The sequence below is a fragment of the Duncaniella dubosii genome, assembly GCF_004803915.1.
In the GTDB taxonomy this organism is placed as follows: domain Bacteria; phylum Bacteroidota; class Bacteroidia; order Bacteroidales; family Muribaculaceae; genus Duncaniella; species Duncaniella dubosii.
The window spans coordinates 2,076,678-2,095,749 of sequence record NZ_CP039396.1 but is presented as its reverse complement, the minus strand read 5'-3'; the positions used below and the strand labels follow the sequence as shown (position 1 = coordinate 2,095,749).

21 protein-coding genes and 1 pseudogene are annotated in these 19,072 nt (G+C 46.7%); 14 read left to right on the top strand and 8 right to left on the bottom strand.

What is annotated here, in order from left to right; translation table 11 throughout:
- Positions 1-278 precede the first annotated feature (278 nt).
- Positions 279-2,230: pseudogene (locus E7747_RS09115) on the top strand (ParB/RepB/Spo0J family partition protein).
- Between the two features lie 175 nt (positions 2,231-2,405).
- On the opposite strand, the gene E7747_RS16575 reads toward E7747_RS09115, so the two are convergent.
- The 7 genes from E7747_RS16575 to E7747_RS09080 form a co-directional block, all read right to left on the bottom strand.
- The gene (locus E7747_RS16575) at positions 2,406-3,416 is read right to left on the bottom strand and encodes a WG repeat-containing protein (protein ID WP_160631949.1); all 1,011 of its coding nucleotides are present in this window, start codon (positions 3,414-3,416) and stop codon (positions 2,406-2,408) included.
- A 111-nt stretch (positions 3,417-3,527) separates the two neighbouring features.
- Positions 3,528-5,594 carry a TonB-dependent receptor plug domain-containing protein gene (locus tag E7747_RS09105; protein WP_136415551.1) on the bottom strand — a complete coding sequence of 689 codons (2,067 nt, stop codon included), beginning with the start codon at positions 5,592-5,594 and terminating at the stop codon, positions 3,528-3,530.
- A complete protein-coding gene (locus E7747_RS09100) occupies positions 5,591-8,170 on the bottom strand; it encodes a TonB-dependent receptor (protein WP_123398932.1) in 2,580 nt (859 codons plus the stop codon). Before E7747_RS09100 ends, E7747_RS09105 begins: the two co-directional genes overlap by 4 nt.
- On the bottom strand, positions 8,167-9,015 hold the full coding sequence (locus E7747_RS09095; RefSeq protein WP_123398931.1) for a GLPGLI family protein: 849 nt from the start codon (positions 9,013-9,015) through the stop codon (positions 8,167-8,169). The genes E7747_RS09100 and E7747_RS09095 overlap by 4 nt, the downstream gene beginning before the upstream one ends.
- Before the next feature lie 2 nt (positions 9,016-9,017).
- Complete coding sequence (locus E7747_RS09090; protein WP_123398930.1) at positions 9,018-9,881, bottom strand: GLPGLI family protein; 864 nt, start codon at positions 9,879-9,881, stop codon at positions 9,018-9,020.
- Positions 9,878-10,336, bottom strand: coding sequence for a hypothetical protein (locus E7747_RS09085; protein ID WP_136415550.1), 459 nt, complete (start codon positions 10,334-10,336; stop codon positions 9,878-9,880). The genes E7747_RS09090 and E7747_RS09085 overlap by 4 nt, the downstream gene beginning before the upstream one ends.
- Positions 10,333-11,055 carry a hypothetical protein gene (locus E7747_RS09080; RefSeq protein WP_136415548.1) on the bottom strand — a complete coding sequence of 241 codons (723 nt, stop codon included), beginning with the start codon at positions 11,053-11,055 and terminating at the stop codon, positions 10,333-10,335. The genes E7747_RS09085 and E7747_RS09080 overlap by 4 nt, the downstream gene beginning before the upstream one ends.
- Positions 11,056-11,534: 479 nt before the next feature.
- Here E7747_RS09080 and E7747_RS09070 point away from each other — a divergent pair, with 479 nt between their 5' ends.
- The 6 genes from E7747_RS09070 to E7747_RS09045 all read left to right on the top strand — a co-directional run bounded on the left by E7747_RS09070 (position 11,535) and on the right by E7747_RS09045 (position 14,097).
- Entirely contained in the window at positions 11,535-11,786 is a 252-nt protein-coding gene (locus tag E7747_RS09070; protein ID WP_136415546.1) for a hypothetical protein, read from the top strand.
- A 330-nt stretch (positions 11,787-12,116) separates the two neighbouring features.
- A complete protein-coding gene (locus E7747_RS09065) occupies positions 12,117-12,332 on the top strand; it encodes a hypothetical protein (RefSeq protein ID WP_123398927.1) in 216 nt (71 codons plus the stop codon).
- A gap of 25 nt (positions 12,333-12,357) precedes the next feature.
- Complete coding sequence (locus tag E7747_RS09060; RefSeq protein ID WP_123398926.1) at positions 12,358-12,843, top strand: hypothetical protein; 486 nt, start codon at positions 12,358-12,360, stop codon at positions 12,841-12,843.
- Positions 12,844-12,854: 11 nt separating this feature from the next.
- Positions 12,855-13,091 carry a DUF6926 domain-containing protein gene (locus tag E7747_RS09055; RefSeq protein WP_123398925.1) on the top strand — a complete coding sequence of 79 codons (237 nt, stop codon included), beginning with the start codon at positions 12,855-12,857 and terminating at the stop codon, positions 13,089-13,091.
- Positions 13,092-13,135: 44 nt separating this feature from the next.
- Positions 13,136-13,765: a hypothetical protein gene (locus E7747_RS09050; RefSeq protein WP_123398924.1), complete on the top strand. Its 630-nt coding sequence runs from the start codon at positions 13,136-13,138 to the stop codon at positions 13,763-13,765.
- 59 nt (positions 13,766-13,824) lie between these two features.
- The gene (locus E7747_RS09045) at positions 13,825-14,097 is read left to right on the top strand and encodes a hypothetical protein (protein WP_123398923.1); all 273 of its coding nucleotides are present in this window, start codon (positions 13,825-13,827) and stop codon (positions 14,095-14,097) included.
- Between the two features lie 109 nt (positions 14,098-14,206).
- Here the strand turns inward: E7747_RS09045 and E7747_RS09040 are convergent, their stop codons facing one another.
- Positions 14,207-14,641, bottom strand: a complete 435-nt coding sequence (locus E7747_RS09040) for a hypothetical protein (RefSeq protein WP_123398922.1) — start codon at positions 14,639-14,641, stop codon at positions 14,207-14,209.
- 353 nt (positions 14,642-14,994) lie between these two features.
- Here E7747_RS09040 and E7747_RS09035 point away from each other — a divergent pair, with 353 nt between their 5' ends.
- The 7 genes from E7747_RS09035 (at position 14,995) to E7747_RS09005 (ending at position 19,066) form a co-directional block, all read left to right on the top strand.
- Positions 14,995-16,101 (top strand): IS4 family transposase, encoded by a 1,107-nt coding sequence (locus E7747_RS09035; protein WP_136413620.1) that lies wholly within the window; start codon positions 14,995-14,997, stop codon positions 16,099-16,101.
- A 1,035-nt stretch (positions 16,102-17,136) separates the two neighbouring features.
- Complete coding sequence (locus tag E7747_RS09030) at positions 17,137-17,331, top strand: hypothetical protein (RefSeq protein ID WP_123398920.1); 195 nt, start codon at positions 17,137-17,139, stop codon at positions 17,329-17,331.
- A gap of 11 nt (positions 17,332-17,342) precedes the next feature.
- Complete coding sequence (locus E7747_RS09025) at positions 17,343-17,663, top strand: sulfide:quinone reductase (RefSeq protein WP_123398919.1); 321 nt, start codon at positions 17,343-17,345, stop codon at positions 17,661-17,663.
- Positions 17,660-17,827: a hypothetical protein gene (locus E7747_RS09020; RefSeq protein WP_016278663.1), complete on the top strand. Its 168-nt coding sequence runs from the start codon at positions 17,660-17,662 to the stop codon at positions 17,825-17,827. The genes E7747_RS09025 and E7747_RS09020 overlap by 4 nt, the downstream gene beginning before the upstream one ends.
- A 2-nt stretch (positions 17,828-17,829) precedes the next feature.
- Positions 17,830-18,192 carry a DUF2958 domain-containing protein gene (locus tag E7747_RS09015; protein WP_123398918.1) on the top strand — a complete coding sequence of 121 codons (363 nt, stop codon included), beginning with the start codon at positions 17,830-17,832 and terminating at the stop codon, positions 18,190-18,192.
- A 53-nt stretch (positions 18,193-18,245) separates the two neighbouring features.
- Entirely contained in the window at positions 18,246-18,626 is a 381-nt protein-coding gene (locus E7747_RS09010) for a hypothetical protein (protein WP_123398917.1), read from the top strand.
- A gap of 68 nt (positions 18,627-18,694) precedes the next feature.
- The gene (locus E7747_RS09005) at positions 18,695-19,066 is read left to right on the top strand and encodes a hypothetical protein (RefSeq protein WP_123398916.1); all 372 of its coding nucleotides are present in this window, start codon (positions 18,695-18,697) and stop codon (positions 19,064-19,066) included.
- Positions 19,067-19,072: the final 6 nt, after the last annotated feature.

Here is a 19,072-nt window from a genome sequence, read left to right as displayed (position 1 = left end):
GGCTTCTGCGTCCGTTGGTTTTTCGCTACGAAGTAACGGCGGGCGGTGACGCCGGCAAGCGACCGCCTCCGGCTTGGCTGCATGAAAAAATCCGGCAGCCTTCCACGATTTGTGCCAAATCGGGTATTCCGTATTTTTTCACTTGCCACACTTGCCTTGCGCCCCCTGTGCCCTCCGTCTTGATTGTATCGAAAAAATCCCCCGGACGCGAGAAGCCACAAGGCTTCAAACAAAAGGGAAAAAAACAAAAAAACTCAAACATCTAAAACCCTCAAATTATGGAAGCAACAGCAATTCAGACCAACACCGCAAACGTACAGGAAGCCACAATCTCCCTCGCTCTCATTCAGCCGAGCAACTACAACCCCGTAAGAATTTCGACGAGCAGAGCCTCACCGAACTCGCTGACTCTATCAGCCGTCAAGGTATTCTCCACGCGATAGGTGTACGACCAATCGCCGGCACTGACCGCTACGAAATCGTGTATGGCGAGCGAAGATACCGCGCCTCCCTCATCGCAGGGAAAGAGGACATCAAGGCAACAGTCTATACCGACCTTTCCGATGATGAAGCCGAACAAAATGCTATTGCGGAGAACCTGCACCGCCAGGACATCACGCCTATGGAAGAAGCCGAGACGTTAAAGGCTGCAATCGACAGCGGACGCTACGACTATGCCACACTCGCCACGCAGATAGGCAAGAGCGAGACCTATATCCGCACCCGAATAAAACTCACAACCCTCATACCCGAAATCGCACGGCTGATTGACACCGAGGAAATCACGGTGGCAGTGGCAACCGAGATAAGCCGTTACGGAGTTGACATACAGACCGATGTTTACAACTCCCACCTCAAAGACGGAGTGACCTGCAATAATTGGCGTGGTATGAACGCCTCCAATGTGGCTCGGCTCATAGAAAAGAACTACACAACCGACCTAAGCCGTTACCGCTTCGACAAATCGGCGTGTGCCTCATGCCCTTTCAACACCATAAATCTTCTGCTGTTCTGCGAGGACGGCTGTGAGGGCAACTGCTCCAATCCCTCTTGTCTTCGTGAGAAGCACATCGGCTATCTCACCGACAAGGCGGTTGATATGCTGAACGAACATCCCACCGCCAATTTCTGCCACTCGGAGTATGACCGCAACGAGAGGGTGAACGCACTGCTGACTGAAATGGGCTATGACATCGAAAAACTCGGTGGCTATCTGACACCTTACCCCTTTGAACCTATCGCACCCCAATCCGACCGCTTCGACACCGAGGAAGAATATGCCGAGGCAGTAAAGGCATACGAGGGCAAAGTGGAGGCGCATAGGGAAAAGTGTGCCGAACTCACAGCAAAAGCCGAGGCAGGAGAAATCACACTATACATCACAATCGGGCGAAATGATGTGACGCTCGGATATATGGCTACCCCTGCCAAGCCGAGTGAGGACTGCAACAATCCGAAAGCCGAAATCGCCAAGTTGGAGGCAAAGGACAAACGCAACAAGGAGATAGCCGTGGAGCGTACAATCGAGGACACGAAGAAGAAAATCCTCGAAGCCGACATCACCGAAACTAAATTCTCGCAGGACGAGGACAAGATGATATATTTCTTCCTGCTCTCATCGCTCCGCAAAGAGCATTACGAAGCCGTCGGACTGACCGACCGCAAGTCTCAATATGTTCTCAACGACAGCGAGAAAATGACAATCATCGCCAATCTCAACGCCAAGACAAAGGCGATAATCCGCAGGGATTTTCTAATTGACAATTTCAAGGGTGCGTATCGTGACAACGCCATTGCCGACCTCCTGCTTTCTTTCGCCAAGAAGCACATGCCGGAAGAACTCGCCAACATCGAAGCCGAGTATAACGAGATTTACGAGAAGCGACACCAACGTATCGAGGAACGCAAGGCTCTACTCGCCAAAGATACCGAACCCGAAGCAACTGAGCCGGAAGCCGAGAACGCACCCGAAGAAGAACCTATGCCGGAGGCAGAACCCACTACGGCAGAAGCCACTCCCGACACCACCGAGGTAGAGACCGAGGTTGCACCGGAAGCCGAGAACGCGCCCCAAGAAGAACCTATGCAGGAAGCTGAACCCTCCACGGAAGAAGCCACTCCCGACATTTCCGAGGCAGAGACCGAGGCTATCCAATACGAACCAACGGAAGAAGAAGCCGAGGCGATACTTACCGAAGAAGAAAGGTACTGCGAAGAAGCTGTTGCATAAAGCGACAAGCACCTATGTTTGAGCAAGCCACCCCATGCCGAGAGGCGCGGGGCGGCTTTTGCTCGTCCCCCCTCCAAAAGCCGCCTCTTTGGAAAACCATTGTAGCGTCATGCTTTATCGGATTATTATACTTCCTCGCAGTCAAACGGTGATAAATCACTGGATATATTGTGCTTTATCTTATCTCAAATTCCACGAAAGCAGTGTCTTGTCTCTCCGAATTGTCAAAGTGAAATGTCTTGACTAACCGATATACGCCCCGGTTAAGATTTTTACCATAAAACCACGGTTTTACTATATCTTCACGTTGGGACTTTGTTTCCAAAATATAGGCAATCGCAGTGAATACAGTGAGGCAAGCTCCTTCTTCCATATATTTTTTATCTATTGGAAGTCTTTTCCACTGATCGTTTTCTTTTCCTTGAATCTCAAACCATTCTCCGAAAAGAACTGTCGAATTGGTATTGTTACGCCAGACAACATTCAGGGAGTCTATCGGTAATGTCACGCCATCGGTATTCAGAACTGTCATCGTGACACCCGGTGTCGTTGAATAACTTTTCTGAAGCATTGGCTCGATTATAGGTGCAGTTTCCTTCATGGCTATGTGCCAATAGACAGAATCTGAGGACGCAACCTTTATAGTCTGTGGATAATAGCCTACAAAACCGATATTTATACTATCCCCGTCATTTACACGTATTGAGAAAGAACCATCTTCTTTAGATATTGTAGCTCCGTGATTAGTGAGGTCTTTCACAATCGCCTGATTTAACGGTGTTCCGTCTGTGGAGTCGAAAACCGTTCCTTGCAAATCAAATATTTCAGGATGTGTATTCCCATCGTGGTCGATATAATACCATGAATCACTTACCCATGTCCTGTATTCACCAACCGGCTCTGATTTACCTTCATCTGTAACTTTGGCATAGCCATCCTCAAAAGGAAAGGCGAAAGCAAAACGAGGTTCTATCGCCACATTGCCGAGGCTGTCGGCAAATCCGATTTTGCCGTCCTTGTTGACTATCCTCTGCAATCCCTCACAAAAATAATCATCGCCATTGTCAAATTGATATATAGAGTACGAGTGTTTGTTACCACAAGAGGACACCAGACTAAACAGTAAGATAAATGGCAACATAATCACGCCATTAATATCGGTATATCGGAACATAGTCTTTCTCATCTGCTATTTTTCTTATGTTTATAATGTTATGACTTATAACGGCTATGATGGTTTATTGAAAACGGCTCCCGACATCGTGCCAGGAGCCGAATATAGTATGATTTGCTGTTTTTATTTCAAGATTGCACTTTCAGAATCGTTGTGTTCGTAAGAGGGAGATTTTGAAGTCTTCTTACCATAATCAATAGTATATGCCACTTTAAGGGTGGCGTATTGATTATATTGTCGATTCCAGTTAGTCTGTTTATATGAGTATGAGGGAGTGTTCAATTCATCTATGATGCGGTTGTGCATGAGGAATAGATTATTGGCGTTGGCTTCTATCGCCCAATGGTCGTGAGTCCACATCGCCGAAAGTTGATACTGCCAGTAGGTCTTTCTCCGTATCTGGCTGTCAACCAAATCTCTTGTTGGCGTTGACACCCATGCACCAAAAGAGAAGTCCCCGACATAGTAATTTACAGTTGCGCTTCCGGTGAATACCGACAGGTTGCGGTGTTGAACTCCTCCTCGTGCCAGTTGCTCGCTCCATTGTCCGGAGATATTTATATTGAGGGCGTTGGATGGCTTGTATGTCAAAGACAAATCCGCTCCCGGCTTATGGTAGATACAATCATCGCGGAATGTACTTATCAGATTGCCCTCCCTGATGTAATAGTCGGAGATAATGGAATGATTCTGATAGAAATACGACACACCGGCTTGCAACGCGATTTTATTAAGGTTCAGATTATAACTCAAGCGTGGGCTGAGCAATATGGAGTTATCCATGTCTGGATTTCCTTTCAGAATGATTATTGGGTCAATCTGCTGCTCAACATTGTTTATGGTGTTGATTCTTGGATATGTGTTACCCAACGCAAAAGCGAATTGCAACTGTTGCTTACGATCAATCATATATGCCGCTCTTGCTTGAAGACGTGGTGTGAGGTGGTTAATCGACTTCATACCTTTCAGCCGGTATGTGAGGAACGACAAGCCGGGATTGATGTCATAGAAGAACCGCCCCAAACGCTGGGAGTAGTCAACAAACAGGATAGTTTCAGAAGAACGGAGATTCTGATTGTATGCCGCAGTCCCGGAATAATCAGAATCACTTACTCTCAGGAACTCATAGAATGTGAAAACAAGGCTATTACGGTGACTGAGAGTCCATGAATAGTTGGCGTTCAACTTTGTGTACCAGTAATCTTCTTTAACCAGAGACTTGTATAAGGCATCATTATCTTTATATTGCCTGTTAAAGTCATTTCTGGAATAATATCCGTCCGCCACATAATCAAGTCTCTTGTTTTCTGAAAATGTGTGCATTCCAAAGAAATACAGGCTCGGCCGCATGGTCTTGTTTTTACTATGGAGATTTACAACGTCACCATCGTTGAAAGCTGCATCTGTCAGCCAATAATTGACTATTCCATTGCCGACATCATTTCTGCTGTCAGTCCATGCTATGCCTCCCCGGAGCATCCAGATATATTTATTCCCTCTGTTGCTTATGGAAGCCTGCACATATTCTTCTGAATCACGGTTACCGACATTGGAATAGGTATTATTTCTGTTCAATATACCGTCCTCAAAATTAAATGATTCGGTTTCATCAAGCGTGGATTTAGGATTTTCAAGTGAATATCCGGCCCAAAGGTTTATGCTCTTGTTGCCGACAACATATTTTGAAATCAGATTGTAGTCACCGTTCAGATACCCCAGGCCCTGCATGGCATCCAACTGTGTATAACCGCCGTTGTTGAGAGTTCTCAACACGAAATTTATTGCGGCTGCGTCTTTGGCGTATTTGCCTGTCGGAATGTCGAAATATTCCACACGGGCAATATCCTTCGGTCTCAAAGACTGCACCTCACGGAAATCCACCTCACGTCCATCAATATAGAGTGTTGCAGTGCCGGCAGATGTTGTAACGCTCCCCGTTGTTCGGTTAACCGAAATACCCGGAATCATCAAATTACGCAGCAGATCATAACCGCTGACAGCATGTTTCCGCTGTTCCTTTGTAGGAATGGCGGAGATATGATCATCCTCACGTGTCAAGTACGAGGCGTTTACCACAACCTCCTTCAACTCCTGCGTTTTGATGGAGTCCGGTTGCTCCTGTGCATATTCCTTTGCGACGGCAGCTATCGCCACAAGGCACATTACGGAGAGGGTGATTAACTTTTTCATTTCCTTAAAGAGATTGTGAACAGCAGTTCGCGTCCGCGGAGCCACCGTTGCGACTCGAAGGAGGAGAGCTGACTGTAGGTTGTGTAATTGTATGTGCGTTGGTTGAAGATGTTGTTGAGCATCGCAGAGAGTTCGATGCGCTTGTTGAGTTTATAAACCAACTTTGTGTCGAGCAGGAACACATTTTTATATTTACCCTCGGTGAGTTCGTTACGGTAGTGCTCGCCCATTATGCGCCATTCCCATTTGGAGTGAGGCATAATGTTGATGAGCAAGGAGTTTTCCATACCACTGAGCCATGAGTTCTTGACTCCGTTCATCCGGAGTTGGCTGTTGGAGAAGTCTATGTGATAATCAAAACTGAGCCAACGGAGCGGCGCGCCATTGATTTTTGCTCCTACACTCCAGCCGAGACTTATCGAATTAACGGCATTGCTTTCGGAGAAGAGATGCGACTCGCCACGGTTGAATGAGCCGTTGACGTTTGCAGATCCGCGCATAAAGTCGAGAGTCTTACCAACGCTGCCCATAGCCAACAGATTTTGTCCGTCACTTTTGGCATCGGTATAAGAATAGACGATATAATCGCCGTAGAGCTGTTGCGCCATTGTGTACGGCAGATGCGACCACGACTGCATTACCATAGCGTTGGCGAACACTCCGCGACGAGTGTGCTTGTAGGCGAAACTTGCCGATACATTCTGCGATGTTGAGTTGTAGAAATCATCTACGCCTTGCTTGAATGTGCGGTAGTTGGTCATGATGTAGCCGGGCTGAATCATGTTGAGATTCATAGGAGAGCGACCGGTACCTCCTCGCAACGTCATAGAAAAGCGGTTGTTCGGTTTCCAGTTCATGCTGAGCGATGGGGAGAAATATACTTCCGAGCGGTTGGCGAGAGCCTTGTCAAAGGTGTAATGCGCGAAGCTGACCGGGGCGTTGAGAGTGAAATTCACCCGCTTCACCCAATATTCAAACTTCGGGGTGGCATAAACGGTGAAATAGTTTGTGTTGAGTACATTCTCCGTTGTGCCAGGCAGCTCGGTAGGCATATCAGGTAATTCGGTATTAAGTGAACGTAAATATCCTTTCACTCCACCTTCAAGGCTGACTGTTATGCCTTTTATCGAGAAAGCGTAGGCGGCACTCTCATGGGTATAGAAAGCATGGTCGCCGATGTGCTGGCTAAGGGTACTACCGTCCAATGAAACATTGAGCGTCTGCGGCAGTGACTCCCATTCGTTGTTGCTCTGGAACGTGATGAGGTGTTTGCCGTTGAACCGTTTGATCATCTTGAATTTGTTGGCGACATAGTAATCCGGCAATTTTGCCGACTGTTCATTTGGCAGCGAACCGGTCACTCCGAGCCTCACATCGTCCCAGTCAATGTTTGTAGAGAGGGTGTTGTTGATGAATGTTGTTTTTTGATTGACCTCATAGATGAACTTGCCGGAGAGAGTGTGGGAGCGGTCGCGGCCGTCACGGTTTTCGGTGATCACACGGTCGTCACTTTCAAGAAAGTATGTTGTTATATTAGCGGCCTGAGCCGTGACTCGGTTGAACGAGTAATCAACCTGTGCCTTGAACTCCCCATTTTTAACTTTCCACAGGGAGTTTGTTGAAACCAAAGCCGAGCGATTGAACAGCGTGCGTTTGCGGCTAAGGTTTGGCACTCCGGGGAGCGAAACGCTTACATATTGGCTCAGTCCTGTCGCTCGGCGTGCTGCGAAGAAATCAGTGGCACTCGCCGAAAGGTCTTCGCCTATATTGTTGGTCTTGAATGTGGTGATGTTCTGGAATCCGGGCATAACTGCCATTGCGAATAGTTCGCCGTCCCACACCGCGCCCTCCGGTTGCCAGGAGTAACCGCCTCCGGCGTCGCCGTGGAAAGTCCATGTGGCTTTCGCCTTGTTCTTCAGTTTTAGGTTGATGGCAGCCTTATCGGAAAAACTGATACCAGACAGCACCTGCATCGGCTGATGGTTTTCCATAACCTCGACCGCGCCGACATCATCATGATTTATTCCGTTGGTTGCTATTCCGTATTTGCCACCCAACAGGTCGGAACCCTCTATGTAGAACTTGTTGATGTCCTCGCCCTGATACTGGATTTTGCCGGAGTTCGACACATCAATACCTGGCATACGTTTCAGCACATCGCCGATACTCCGGTCTTGTGCTTGTGCAAAAGTCCCGACATTGTATGTGATGGTATCCCCTTGCTCACGGATGCGGTCGGCTTTCACCGCAACCTCTTTAAGCATTGTTGCCGAAGCCTCCATGACGATTGTAACTGGCAACTGAACGCTGTCAAGTTTTACAGTCTGCTTTGCAAAACTCATCATCGACACATCGAGAGTGTAACCCTTGATTTTAGAAGTGGAGATTGTAAACTTGCCGTTGGCATCAGAAGTGGCATACTTCTTTATTTTCCCCTCGGCAGTGCGTAGAATCACAGAAGCTCCTGTTAGCGGCTCATTTGTACCTTCCTCCACGACCACACCCGACACATTGACCTGTGCAACACCGTTCAGCGCAGCCAATGCAAATGCGATTATGAATAGCAGTCGGTTCATAGGTCGTGAGGATAGTTGGTTTCCTCTTTGTCGTGATGGACGATTTGTTTCTCATTGGTCGGGGTTGAACCAACTCCATAGGCTGCTTGTATTTTCGCCGCAAAATTTGAGTTTGAGTATTTCCACCAGTTGTTGAAAAACTTGTCGCGGTTCACTGTAGTGTAGCCTGTTTTATCATCATAAGTGAAAATCCCGACTTCTGAATTGGGATTCTGCACAAGGCCGTTGGCTTCAAAAATATATTCATTATTGGCGTCGTGTGCTTCAAGAATCAACCCCGGCAAACCACAGAGTTTCCACGGACCTTCCTGAATTGGAATCTCCGGTGCGAACCAGGCAGTCCATTTTCGCCCACGATAATCAGTGGTTGCTTCAACACATTCGTAACCCAATATGGTCTTTGTGCTGTTTCCTATTGCCCATTCGGGTTTATCCCAATCTTCTGAATATTGCCAATGCTCCATATCGAAATAACAACGTTCAGTAACTTTGCCATTAGGAATATTCTTATAGATATAACCCCAATAATGACCACAAGCCAATTGTGTATCATCGCGCTTGCCACTCATGGTTTTTGCCTGATCCATGGCCCAGAAAGTCGCGAGGTCACATTCCATAATTGAATCCTGCCATAATCTCTTTGTCCCGCAAAAAACGGATTTGTTTTTCCCGATTCTGAGCATTACTGGATCCTTAAAGAAATGAGAATTACGCTTTGTCGTATCGGTAACTTCAATACGAGTATAATGCACTTCAAGGATAGCCGGCTCCGCATCCTTGACATAATCTTTTGCAAATGCTGTCATTGCAGCCCACAAAAGCAGTATAAATATCAGTCTGTTCATATTCAATCGTGATAATCGGTCTCAAGAAAATCTATGTTTACTTCTTCGCCTGTGCGTATATGGTCTGTGCCGAATTGAATCCCGGTAGCTGCTCCATCAATGGCGTTATGATGGTCACGGTAGTTGGCCAGTTGCCTCAACATTTCCTCACGAGACATCTTGTCATATTGTCGAAAAGGATAAATAGGCACCATCTCTTGATAAGAAGCCTCCAATCCGGTAGCCACGAAAGAATGTTGCCCGGTGGATTCACTTGCTTCGAGTATCAAACCCGGCAGTCCGGTCAACTTCCACGGCCCTTCCTGCAAAGGAATATCAGGAGTGAACCATGCCGTCCAATCCCGCCCATGATAGTTTGCCGTTGCCATCACGCAATCATAGCCCAACACAGTCTTTGTTGAGTCGGAAATTTCCCATACAATATCGCCAAGAGGCTCCGTATAATACCCGTGTTCAAGTGAGCCAGCCTTGTCATAGACAGTCATTTGATTGTCAGCTGCGGAACGAAAAATATATAGAGATGTTTGGTAGACTAACGAATTCATCGCACTTTCATCCTTAGTCTCCGTATATCTCTTGAGCGCATCTTTGAGGAGCTGATGGCTGATAGCTCTACCTTGTGGAGTGGATTCAAGAGAATCCTTGAACTCCGTTTTTACGTTATAAAACTTCGAATGTTCTTTGCTCGCCAATAGGATAAAAGGAATATCACGTTTTATTATCCCATCCGAGCCTCTGACGAAAGTTTCGTGGTAGGTGTAGCCAACCTTTATCTCGGCACGTGGATATTCCTCTTTCTTCTTTGCTTGTACCTCAAACATGGCAAAGAAAGCAATTATGGTGATTATGAGTGAAAGTCGGTTCATTGTCTTTTGCGGGCTTTGAGTTTGTAATAAGTTTTATACTGGTTGGGATATAAAACAGGATCAGAAGCCGTAATTACAACCCATAGTTCGTCAGGTGTCAGTTTCTCGATCATCCAGTATCCATCTGTGGAGTTCCCGGCCATGTAAATAACAGCGTAATTCTCCGTGGTGAAAGTCCATTGGAAATATCTGACATCTTTCTTGATAGACGGATCTTTCAGGGAGCCTGTCGCAGTCCAGCCCTTGGTGTCTCTGCCGAATGAATAGATATTGGTTTCATCATCAAATGTCTGTTCATTGCTAATACTGTAATCGACATACACAACAAGCCATTCCACATCAGTGAGCATAGCGACAGTGTTCTGCTGACCTTCATCAAGGTAGCCGGTTCGCCCTTCGCATGACGACAATATCATCAATAAGGAGAGGCAGAGAGAGATAAATAACGCCTTCATTGTGAAAATGAAACGGAGAGCGTTCCGTCACCGACAAGATTCATGCCTTTGACTGAAAGCCAATCGGAATTACCATTATTGCTAATGATGTACGAATGGCATGGTTGCGGCGTATTCACCCCGGCCACTATCAATATTCCGGCATCAGGATTTGAAGTGTCACCCAAAGAGAGCTGATACAGGTAGAATCTAGATGAACTGTTTGCAGACACATTCATGGTAACATATCGGGGTGCATAGAACTGTCTTGCGTCATCTCGATCAGAAGTCACGACCATTTGGGCGAGTGTATTGCCATTGATTGAACGTGTCGCCGACCTCGTTACTCCATAGGTATCAGTGATCCTTCCCTCAATAAGTTTGTCGGAAGAATATGTTGAGTAAATAATCGCCGTTGAGTTGCCCGATTGTTTCACTGCACGGAGCATACCATTGACGGCTTCCATATCGCGCGTGAACTTATCCCGGTTGATTGTGCTTACCATCATCAACTCCTCACGACTACGGTTGACTACATAGTCGGAAGCTGTGATTTTCTTGTCGGGATTGATGAAAAACGCACCTGTGGCGTTATCCACATCAACAAATTGTGCCAGTATTTCTGCATCAGTCTCATAGGCGCGGATAGGCGACGGTTCGTTGAAAACCGTATTGTCATCGCTGCACGCTGATAACAACATCGAACCGAAAACTGATAATGGGAGCAATATCTTTTTCATATATGCCAGAATCTCCCGGTGGCTCATAGAGAGTTAAGTTACTATAAAGAAGCGTGAGCCAACTATGCCACGTCTTTGTTGATGGTCGTAGGAAACCTTTGATGCAGATGTAACAATAGCAGCCCACGCTATACGCGTGAGAACCACTATGCTATCTCTTGCATCGTTTTGAAAATTTCCTACGTTTTCAACAAACAAGATGAGCATAACGCTTCTTATTTTCCAAAATGTCGTGACAGACAGGAGTCTATCAGTCGCAAAGTTAATAATAATATTTGGGATTAAGGCTATTATAGCCTATAAATAATTCACTTTGCATTTGATAAATGTGCGTTTTACGGGCGTCTATGGGTGCCGAGTGGTTTGCCAGCCGTGGTGACAGGAGCGTGAGGCAGTGCGCCGGGGCGTATTGCCTCACACAACCTTATCACCACCGCTTGCTCCCAAATGATGTGAGAATTAGGCGATAAGCCGTGTCAGTGGCTCGCGGATCCACAGGCACGGCACATCGCCTTGTGCTGTTTATCGGTTGCCCGACTGATTCCGTGCTGCACACCGATTCAGCTTCGGGCAGTTCTGATTTTGGATATGATGTCCGGCTTCAGCCGAAGGCGGCGACAACGCCAGAGCAAAGCGAGGGCAAGCCTTCGCACGACTCTCGCGTTGTCGCCTCTCTTTGGAATACCAGTCTGCAAACGATGACTGTGGCCGCTTCAAGGCTGGCACTTTGAAACGGCAAAAGTCAACGGTGGCCGGTTCTTTCCCTTGAAGATTTTGAGCCTCGGCAGGGACAGGCGTTTTGGCGTGCGAAGTTACTGCGTCCGGGAGGAACGTCAAGTGACGCTGTGCTTGTGGTCGGCGTCCGCACTCGTGAGCCTCCACATTTTTTCTCCCTCAATTCCGAAAAAATGGGTATCCCTCGCTTGCCGCTGACTACACACTTGCCTTATCCTCCCTTATGGCCGCAGTTGTGGGACTGCACGAAAAACGGCCAGCCCTGCCGGAGAAGCTCAAAGAGCTTCAAACAAAAGGGAGAAAATTAACTCAAACACAAAAAAACAATGGCAAAATTCAGAGTCAGAACAGAGTACATATTCAGTGGCTTCTTCGACATAGAGGCTGAAAACGCGGCACAGGCAAGGGAGTATGTTGAAAAACACTGCGGATTGGTTATAGGCGGTGACATACATTCCACATTACCTGATGATGAAGTAAACTGGGAGTTCCCGGTTCACCCTGACACAAAAATTGGCGAGACCACAAGAATTAAACCGTAGTAAGACACTCAAACATCAAAAGACTATGCACAGCACTATTTATCAAATCAGCACCAAGCCGATAGCCGAAAACGACTATCTGAACATCGACCGTATAGTGGTAGGAGAAAACGCCTCTATATCCTATGTGTGCGAAAACTCCGAGGACGGACGCAAGTTCAACATCCGCTTTCTTCTTGAACATATACTGCCGAAAGGTATGTTTACGTCCATCGAAGAAAGCACCCTTACCTACAATGGTGGCTTCGCAATATGGCGAAAATCCCATTTCGACAACATCAAGGCTATATCTGCCGAACTTACCCCTGCAAACGTGATGAAATGGAACGAACCAATAGGGCAACTGAAAAAAGCCATTATCAATCCGCTTGGAACAGACGCTCTTTTCGTTACCGAGTTCTACGGCGGTGCAGGCACGGCTGAACGCTCCGCAGACCTAATGGATATTATCGCCCGACTGAAAAAGGGCGATAGACTATACATCGGGGCAATATTAGGGTATCACAACTAAAACATATCGTCATGGAGTTCTTTATCGAGCCTATCCCGACATGGGCGTTATGCTATCTAATCAATGGAGACCCGACAGGGTTGACTGACGATGAAATTGCGATGATTGACAAGTGGTATGCCGACAACAAAGTGCAGACCGTCACCACCGCTTCCGAAGCCGAGGGAGAGTGCCACCCATATTTCTCCCATTTTCCTGCTTTCGGGCTACCTGCCGAGGTTACTGACTGCCATGTGATGACCTTGTAGCCATTATCTCACGAAAGTCAAACGACAATCCAAATCACACGGATATGAAATACGAAGATGTGTCAGCGATATTATATCGCAATCATGGTGTTTTCGACATCACCACACCCTTTGGCACTCAACGCCGACGCTTGTTCCTCTCCACTGAAAGTAAGGTATGTGAGTTTGCGAAACGCTCTCGCAAGAGAGGCTATCCGATACCGCCAAACGAAATCAAATGTTGGCTGTCTATCTCCAAAGTGACAAAGCCGACAACGAATATAGTAGCCAAATTCCAACGTTACGCCTCGCGTGCAACTTTTCCGTCTGCATTTGTTCGCAAGTGTCTTGAAGCTGACCCGACAAAGGACTGCTACGAGAACCGCCTTACCACCGGCACTCGCATCGACGGAGAGATTATATCCCTTGACGCTATCTCCAGATATAACCATTGGGTGGTGGAACAGTTCAGAAAGGCTCTCAAAGAACGGCGCAACTTTAATTCCGGAACATTCACTTTCCGTGGTTATGACGGTTCCCTATGGATTGAGGTCAAGCAAAAGGACGATAACTATAACTACTATAAAGCCGGAGATATTGCCGCAGGCTTCAGTAAAGAGTATCGTGGCTGTGCCAACGGATATTACTATGCCCTGATTGATGATGAACATTTTATCGGGATTGATATAGACTGAATTATAAACAGCACCCTGCAATCCTCATGGAGAGCAGGGTGCATAAAACTGAAAGATATATGACGACAACCGAAATCAATTACAATGGCACGGACTATACCTGCCGTATCGTGACAAGCAACGAGGGCGAGAGCCTTATCATCGGTGGGCTGGAATTGCTTGACGCACTTATGCCTTATCCAATCACCGACAAATGCAACGGCTTCGCCGACAAGGAAGCGGAGCGTGTCGATGAAGAAATCTTCTTCTATACCTCCGAAAGTGATTTGAAGCTGCCCGACAACGAACTTGTCGCAATACTCAGCGAAAGTAACCCCGAATGGTTTGACTGAAACCCAATCAGCATCCAATCCCGGAATGTCATAACGACCACCAAGACGTCCTGCAACTACGCGGGGCGGCTTTTGCTCGTCCCATCACAAAAGCCGCGTCTTTGGAAAACTAATTGCTTGGCAATTTTTTACTTGATTTAATAAGGCTGTTGCAAATGAACCCCAATAAACATATAGAAAGAATATTTGGCACAGCGAAAGATGTACCACTGATGAAATACCATAATCCGAGATAAAAACCTGCTTCAGAATCTATCGCAGTCACAATAGTCGATGTTGCGATCACTTCTAATATAATCAGGAGCAACAGCAATACATAAAAATGAATACAAGTCTTTCCATTCCATATTTTCCATGTTATTAGACAAGGAACAAGAAAAATTATACTGGAAAATAAACCTAAAACCATCGAGGCTATATAGTCCGAGCCATCATCTTCCTTAATTCCTCCTTCAAAAATCAGATTATATACAAAGGGTAAAATAAAGGGAACGAGGATGACCGCTGCAACGAATAATGCAAATTTTTTGTTTCGGTATTTCATAACATCAGGCTTCTTGATGAACTTTCAGTGAAATTAAAAACGTATTGTATGATTATTCTCTTTTGCAGACAAAGCGTCTGATTGTTCAACAATAATCATACCCAATTCAAGGCCATCAGAGAAATGGACTGATTTATCCTGGGAGTCTATTCTAATAAATGGCAACACATCCCCATCCTTATACCCCTTATCGGTATTACAATTATATATTGGAGATTGTATATAAACTTTGTTTGTTTAGTAGATGACAAAAATTAATTTTTGTCAGTTATATGATTGATTTTTAATTAGTTATTACTTGTAAAAGTCCCTGAAAATTAGTAACTTTAAAGAAAAGTTTGACCGCTTTTTCCATGAAAGTTACGACAACTCTCAGGGACAATGGCAAAGTTAATCAAATTGTCCCGATTATGCAAGAGCATCTTGGCTCGGTAATGAATCTTGCCCGCATAAAATTGCTTGCGTTTGTTCTTCAGGCACTTTGCGTTGTGCAGACAGTCAGTCTCCACAAGATAGCATCTGCAATGCCTACGTGTGTGGAGCGTGATTCCAACCTGCGCCGTCTGCAAAGGTTCCTTGCCGGATATGCCCTCAACCTTGACCTTATCGCCAAAGTGATATTTGCTCTTCTGCCCGTCAAGACAGGACTGGTCCTGAGCCTTGACCGCACCAACTGGAAATTCGGTGAGGTCAACATCAATATCCTTATGCTTGGTGTCACTTACAAGGGTGTTGCCTTTCCTCTGCTCTTTACCATGCTCGACAAACGCGGCAATTCCAATTGGAAAGAACGGACGTGGCTGATTGATAGATTTATACGATTGTTCGGAGCCGAGTGTATCGACTCTCTTGTTGCCGACCGCGAGTTTGTCGGCAAGGAATGGGTCGAATATCTCAACAACAGACGCATCCGATACTATCTGCGGATTAAACAGAATTTTTGGTTGCGCAATCCCAAATCCTGCCAGGATGTCAGGGCGTGGCATCTGTTTCACGGTCTTAAGCTCGGCCAGGAACGTGTCTACGACAAGCTGTTTCTCCTCAAAGGGGAATATGTCTATATTTCCGGAGCCTTGCTGAAAAACTCCGATGGCGTGCCTGAACTGCAAATTCTGATTTGTTATAACCGCCCCGAAGAGGCCGTTGCCACTTACAAACAACGATGGCAGATTGAGACATGCTTCAGAGCTATGAAATCCTCCGGCTTCAACATCGAGGACACCCACCTGCGCGACATCAACCGCATCGCTCGTCTTACGGCGATGGTCTGCATGGCTCTTGTATGGGCGTATCTCGTTGGTGAACATAAAGATATAAATATTAAACCGATAAGGATTCTGAAACATGGAAGAAAGGCAAAGTCGCTTGTCAAGTATGGTTTGGAGGAGATTGCGACCATACTTCTGCGTCCGGCTTATACTACTAAATTCGATGTTTTCAAATTTTTGTCATGTACTTAACTTTGTTTGAAATGCTATCATAGACTCCGAAAAATGGTAACCCTTCCCTTATGTCATTTTTACGCACATCAAAAGTATCAACACTAATCTCCAGCATGTAAATATCTCGATATATTGTGCCACAATCGTAAATGAGGTTTTTACATTCTATTTGACCTGAAAGATAATACTCTGAGTTAGCATAATATGTATCAAAGATTCGTTTAACCTCATTGTTGCTCGATATTTGCCTATGACACGCATGAGTCCACAGCAATATCCCCATGAAACTAAATGATATTGCTATAATGATATTTGAACTCGTTTTATGTTTCATATCAGAGACTCATTTATTGCAAAATTACAAAGAATTATCCGAATATCATAGGACAGATGTCACATTGAAGGAAGATAATTGCTGTTACCACTGCGATTTATGGATAACTAAGCGGTTCGAAAGCCGTGTCAGTGGCTCACGGATCCACAGGCACGGCACATCGCCCTGTGCTGTTTACTGGTTGCCCGACTGATTCCGTGTTTCACACCGATTCAGCTTCGGGCAGTTCTGGTTTTTGATATTATGTCCGGCTTCAGCCGGAGACGGCGACAACGCCAGGGCAAAGCGAGGGCAAGCCTTCGCTCGACTCTCGCGTTGTCGCCTGTATTTGGAACACCTGTCTGCAAACGATGACTGTGGCCGCTTCAAGGTTGGCACTTTGAAACGGCAAGGGTCAAAGGTGGCCGGTTATTTCCCTTGAAGATTTTGAGCCTCGGCAGGGACAGGCGTTTTGGCGTGCGAAGTTACTGCGTCCGGGAGGAACGTCAAGTGACGCTGCGCTTGTGGTCGGCGTCCGCACTCGTGAGCCTCCGCAAATTCTTCTCGTGCCTCAAACAATTTGGGTATCCCTCGCTTGCCGCTGACTACACACTTGCCTTATCCCCTTATGGCCGCAGTTGTGGAACTGCACGAAAAACGGCCAGCCCTGCCGGAGAAGCTCAAAGAGCTTCAAACAAAAGGGAGAAAAATTAACTCAAACGCTCAAACATCAAAGGACTATGCGAGTAAAAAGAATGAAAGTAGCGGAGGGCAGACGGCTCAATATCGGGCAGTTTCCCAATTTCCACCGCTCCGGCTCCATTAGGGGCATGAAAAAACTCTACTATGGCGAGGACTGCCTTTTGGTACGCTGTGGCAACTATATCTACAACGTTACCTCCGAACCCTCAATCTACAATCAGGCAACAATCTAAATCATAAGAATATGGAAAATTATAACGGAATAGCAATATCCAAGAACGACAAGGAATTTGTCGTGGCGTTTGACAACTTTGTCAACGGCAAAATGCAATCCGCAACCAACACAGGAAAGGCACTCGCCACAATACACCGCTATTTGCAGTCGCAGGCTTTCAAGGTGTGCGTGGCTTATATCCGTCAGCTCGCTGTCAACTACCGCACCGGCTATTACGATGAGCGAAACGAAACGGCAGCCCGGAGAGCGGCGATGATGTACGACACACTGATGAACGGCGATGAAATCTATGACCCCGAATATAAAGAACTAAAGGATAAAAGCGTATGAACGACACCGATTTTCCCGAATACGGACGCCAGTGCGAGTTGCTGACACCGTGGCGAGGCTACCACCGTGGCACAATCGTAGGACTGAACGGCTACCGCTTCATCATCGAGGTAAGCAGTGGCGCGAGGATTGAACTTTACGAAGATGAAATTGAATTTGACTGACTATGAACAGACTGTTGACACCGAAATTTGAGGAAGCCATAAAGGACTATCCTCTGTACTCGCAGGACGGCAAGGAGAGAAATGCCGTGTGCGTGGCGATATTCACTATCGGAAATATCCGTTGGTTTGTGCTTGAGGGAAACAAGGAGGGAGACGATACAACCCTTTTCTGCATAGTGGTAGGACTCGGCGAAGATGAATACGGCTATGTGTCGCTCAACGAACTTGCCGATGTCGAACTCGACTATCGCAAACAAGGCTTCGGCATTATCCGAGTGATACAAATGCCGTATTTCACCCCATGCCCCATAGGGCAGATAAGCGACAAAAGGCTTCAAGACTTCTTGAACCGTCTCTATGATTGACCGAACACGTCAGCCGTGGTGTTGTGCCACGGCTGACATTATACCGTAAGAATATGGATATACAAGATATAATCGACAAGATAACCGAATGTGCCGAAGCTAACGGCTGGCACGTCCATACTGAAAGATACCGCGACACTGATTTATGGCTGTTTGAGTTCTCGCAATACACAAAGGCAGGGCAGGATTTTAATTTCTCGGCTGAAATGAGATATGCCGACCCCGATACTTTGATAAAGTCAGTGAGAGAATATTACGAGAACTATGACCCCGATGAGGAGGCATATCTCTGGATTGGCGATGACGGACACGGCAAGAACGGTGCGCCATACCATATCTCGGATATTGTAGCCGACATGGAGGACGCGGAGTCCATGGTCGGCACTCTGCTTGAAGCCTTTGAGGGACTTGACTTTGACCCATGCGGTGAATAGAGCCTTACTTTTCAAAATTCGGTCTGCCACCTCCATGCCGGACGTGGCAGACATAAACGTGTACTGACATGATTTTACAAACCATAATCCAAGTTGCCGCACAATGCGGCTGGAGCGTGACCGCCAATGTGAGATACGGAAACATCACCTCTTTCGATTTCCGACGGAATACCGAGAGCGGAGTGCCGTTCTGCTTCTCAGCCGACATGACCGGTGGCAAACCGGCTTCGCTGGTGGACGACATACTGTCGTTCATCGACGCTTTCCAACCCGACATCTTCGCGCGGCAGTGGTGCCGGATTTCGGGAGCCGGAGAGAGCCGCTATGCTCAGACACTCTCCGACATGGACGGCATACGCATCCAGGCATGGCTACTCGCCATTGACCTCTCCGAAGCCTTCTCCGCTCCGCGCCCCTCACCGTGGTATCTCTGGAACTGACAGGGA

Bases quoted from the DNA above. Each gene is read 5' to 3' on its own strand.
- E7747_RS09090 (WP_123398930.1), bottom strand. From the start codon at position 9,881: ATGAACCGACTTTCACTCATAATCACCATAATTGCTTTCTTTGCCATG.
- E7747_RS09105 (WP_136415551.1), bottom strand. From the start codon at position 5,594: ATGAAAAAGTTAATCACCCTCTCCGTAATGTGCCTTGTGGCGATAGCT.
- E7747_RS09095 (WP_123398931.1), bottom strand. From the start codon at position 9,015: ATGAACAGACTGATATTTATACTGCTTTTGTGGGCTGCAATGACAGCA.
- E7747_RS09025 (WP_123398919.1), top strand. From the start codon at position 17,343: ATGGAAAATTATAACGGAATAGCAATATCCAAGAACGACAAGGAATTT.
- E7747_RS09005 (WP_123398916.1), top strand. From the start codon at position 18,695: ATGATTTTACAAACCATAATCCAAGTTGCCGCACAATGCGGCTGGAGC.
- E7747_RS09010 (WP_123398917.1), top strand. From the start codon at position 18,246: ATGGATATACAAGATATAATCGACAAGATAACCGAATGTGCCGAAGCT.
- E7747_RS09085 (WP_136415550.1), bottom strand. From the start codon at position 10,336: ATGAAGGCGTTATTTATCTCTCTCTGCCTCTCCTTATTGATGATATTG.
- E7747_RS09100 (WP_123398932.1), bottom strand. From the start codon at position 8,170: ATGAACCGACTGCTATTCATAATCGCATTTGCATTGGCTGCGCTGAAC.
- E7747_RS09080 (WP_136415548.1), bottom strand. From the start codon at position 11,055: ATGAAAAAGATATTGCTCCCATTATCAGTTTTCGGTTCGATGTTGTTA.
- E7747_RS09040 (WP_123398922.1), bottom strand. From the start codon at position 14,641: ATGAAATACCGAAACAAAAAATTTGCATTATTCGTTGCAGCGGTCATC.
- E7747_RS09020 (WP_016278663.1), top strand. From the start codon at position 17,660: ATGAACGACACCGATTTTCCCGAATACGGACGCCAGTGCGAGTTGCTG.
- E7747_RS09045 (WP_123398923.1), top strand. From the start codon at position 13,825: ATGACGACAACCGAAATCAATTACAATGGCACGGACTATACCTGCCGT.
- E7747_RS09035 (WP_136413620.1), top strand. From the start codon at position 14,995: ATGAAAGTTACGACAACTCTCAGGGACAATGGCAAAGTTAATCAAATT.
- E7747_RS09055 (WP_123398925.1), top strand. From the start codon at position 12,855: ATGGAGTTCTTTATCGAGCCTATCCCGACATGGGCGTTATGCTATCTA.
- E7747_RS09015 (WP_123398918.1), top strand. From the start codon at position 17,830: ATGAACAGACTGTTGACACCGAAATTTGAGGAAGCCATAAAGGACTAT.
- E7747_RS16575 (WP_160631949.1), bottom strand. From the start codon at position 3,416: ATGAGAAAGACTATGTTCCGATATACCGATATTAATGGCGTGATTATG.
- E7747_RS09030 (WP_123398920.1), top strand. From the start codon at position 17,137: ATGCGAGTAAAAAGAATGAAAGTAGCGGAGGGCAGACGGCTCAATATC.
- E7747_RS09065 (WP_123398927.1), top strand. From the start codon at position 12,117: ATGGCAAAATTCAGAGTCAGAACAGAGTACATATTCAGTGGCTTCTTC.
- E7747_RS09050 (WP_123398924.1), top strand. From the start codon at position 13,136: ATGAAATACGAAGATGTGTCAGCGATATTATATCGCAATCATGGTGTT.
- E7747_RS09060 (WP_123398926.1), top strand. From the start codon at position 12,358: ATGCACAGCACTATTTATCAAATCAGCACCAAGCCGATAGCCGAAAAC.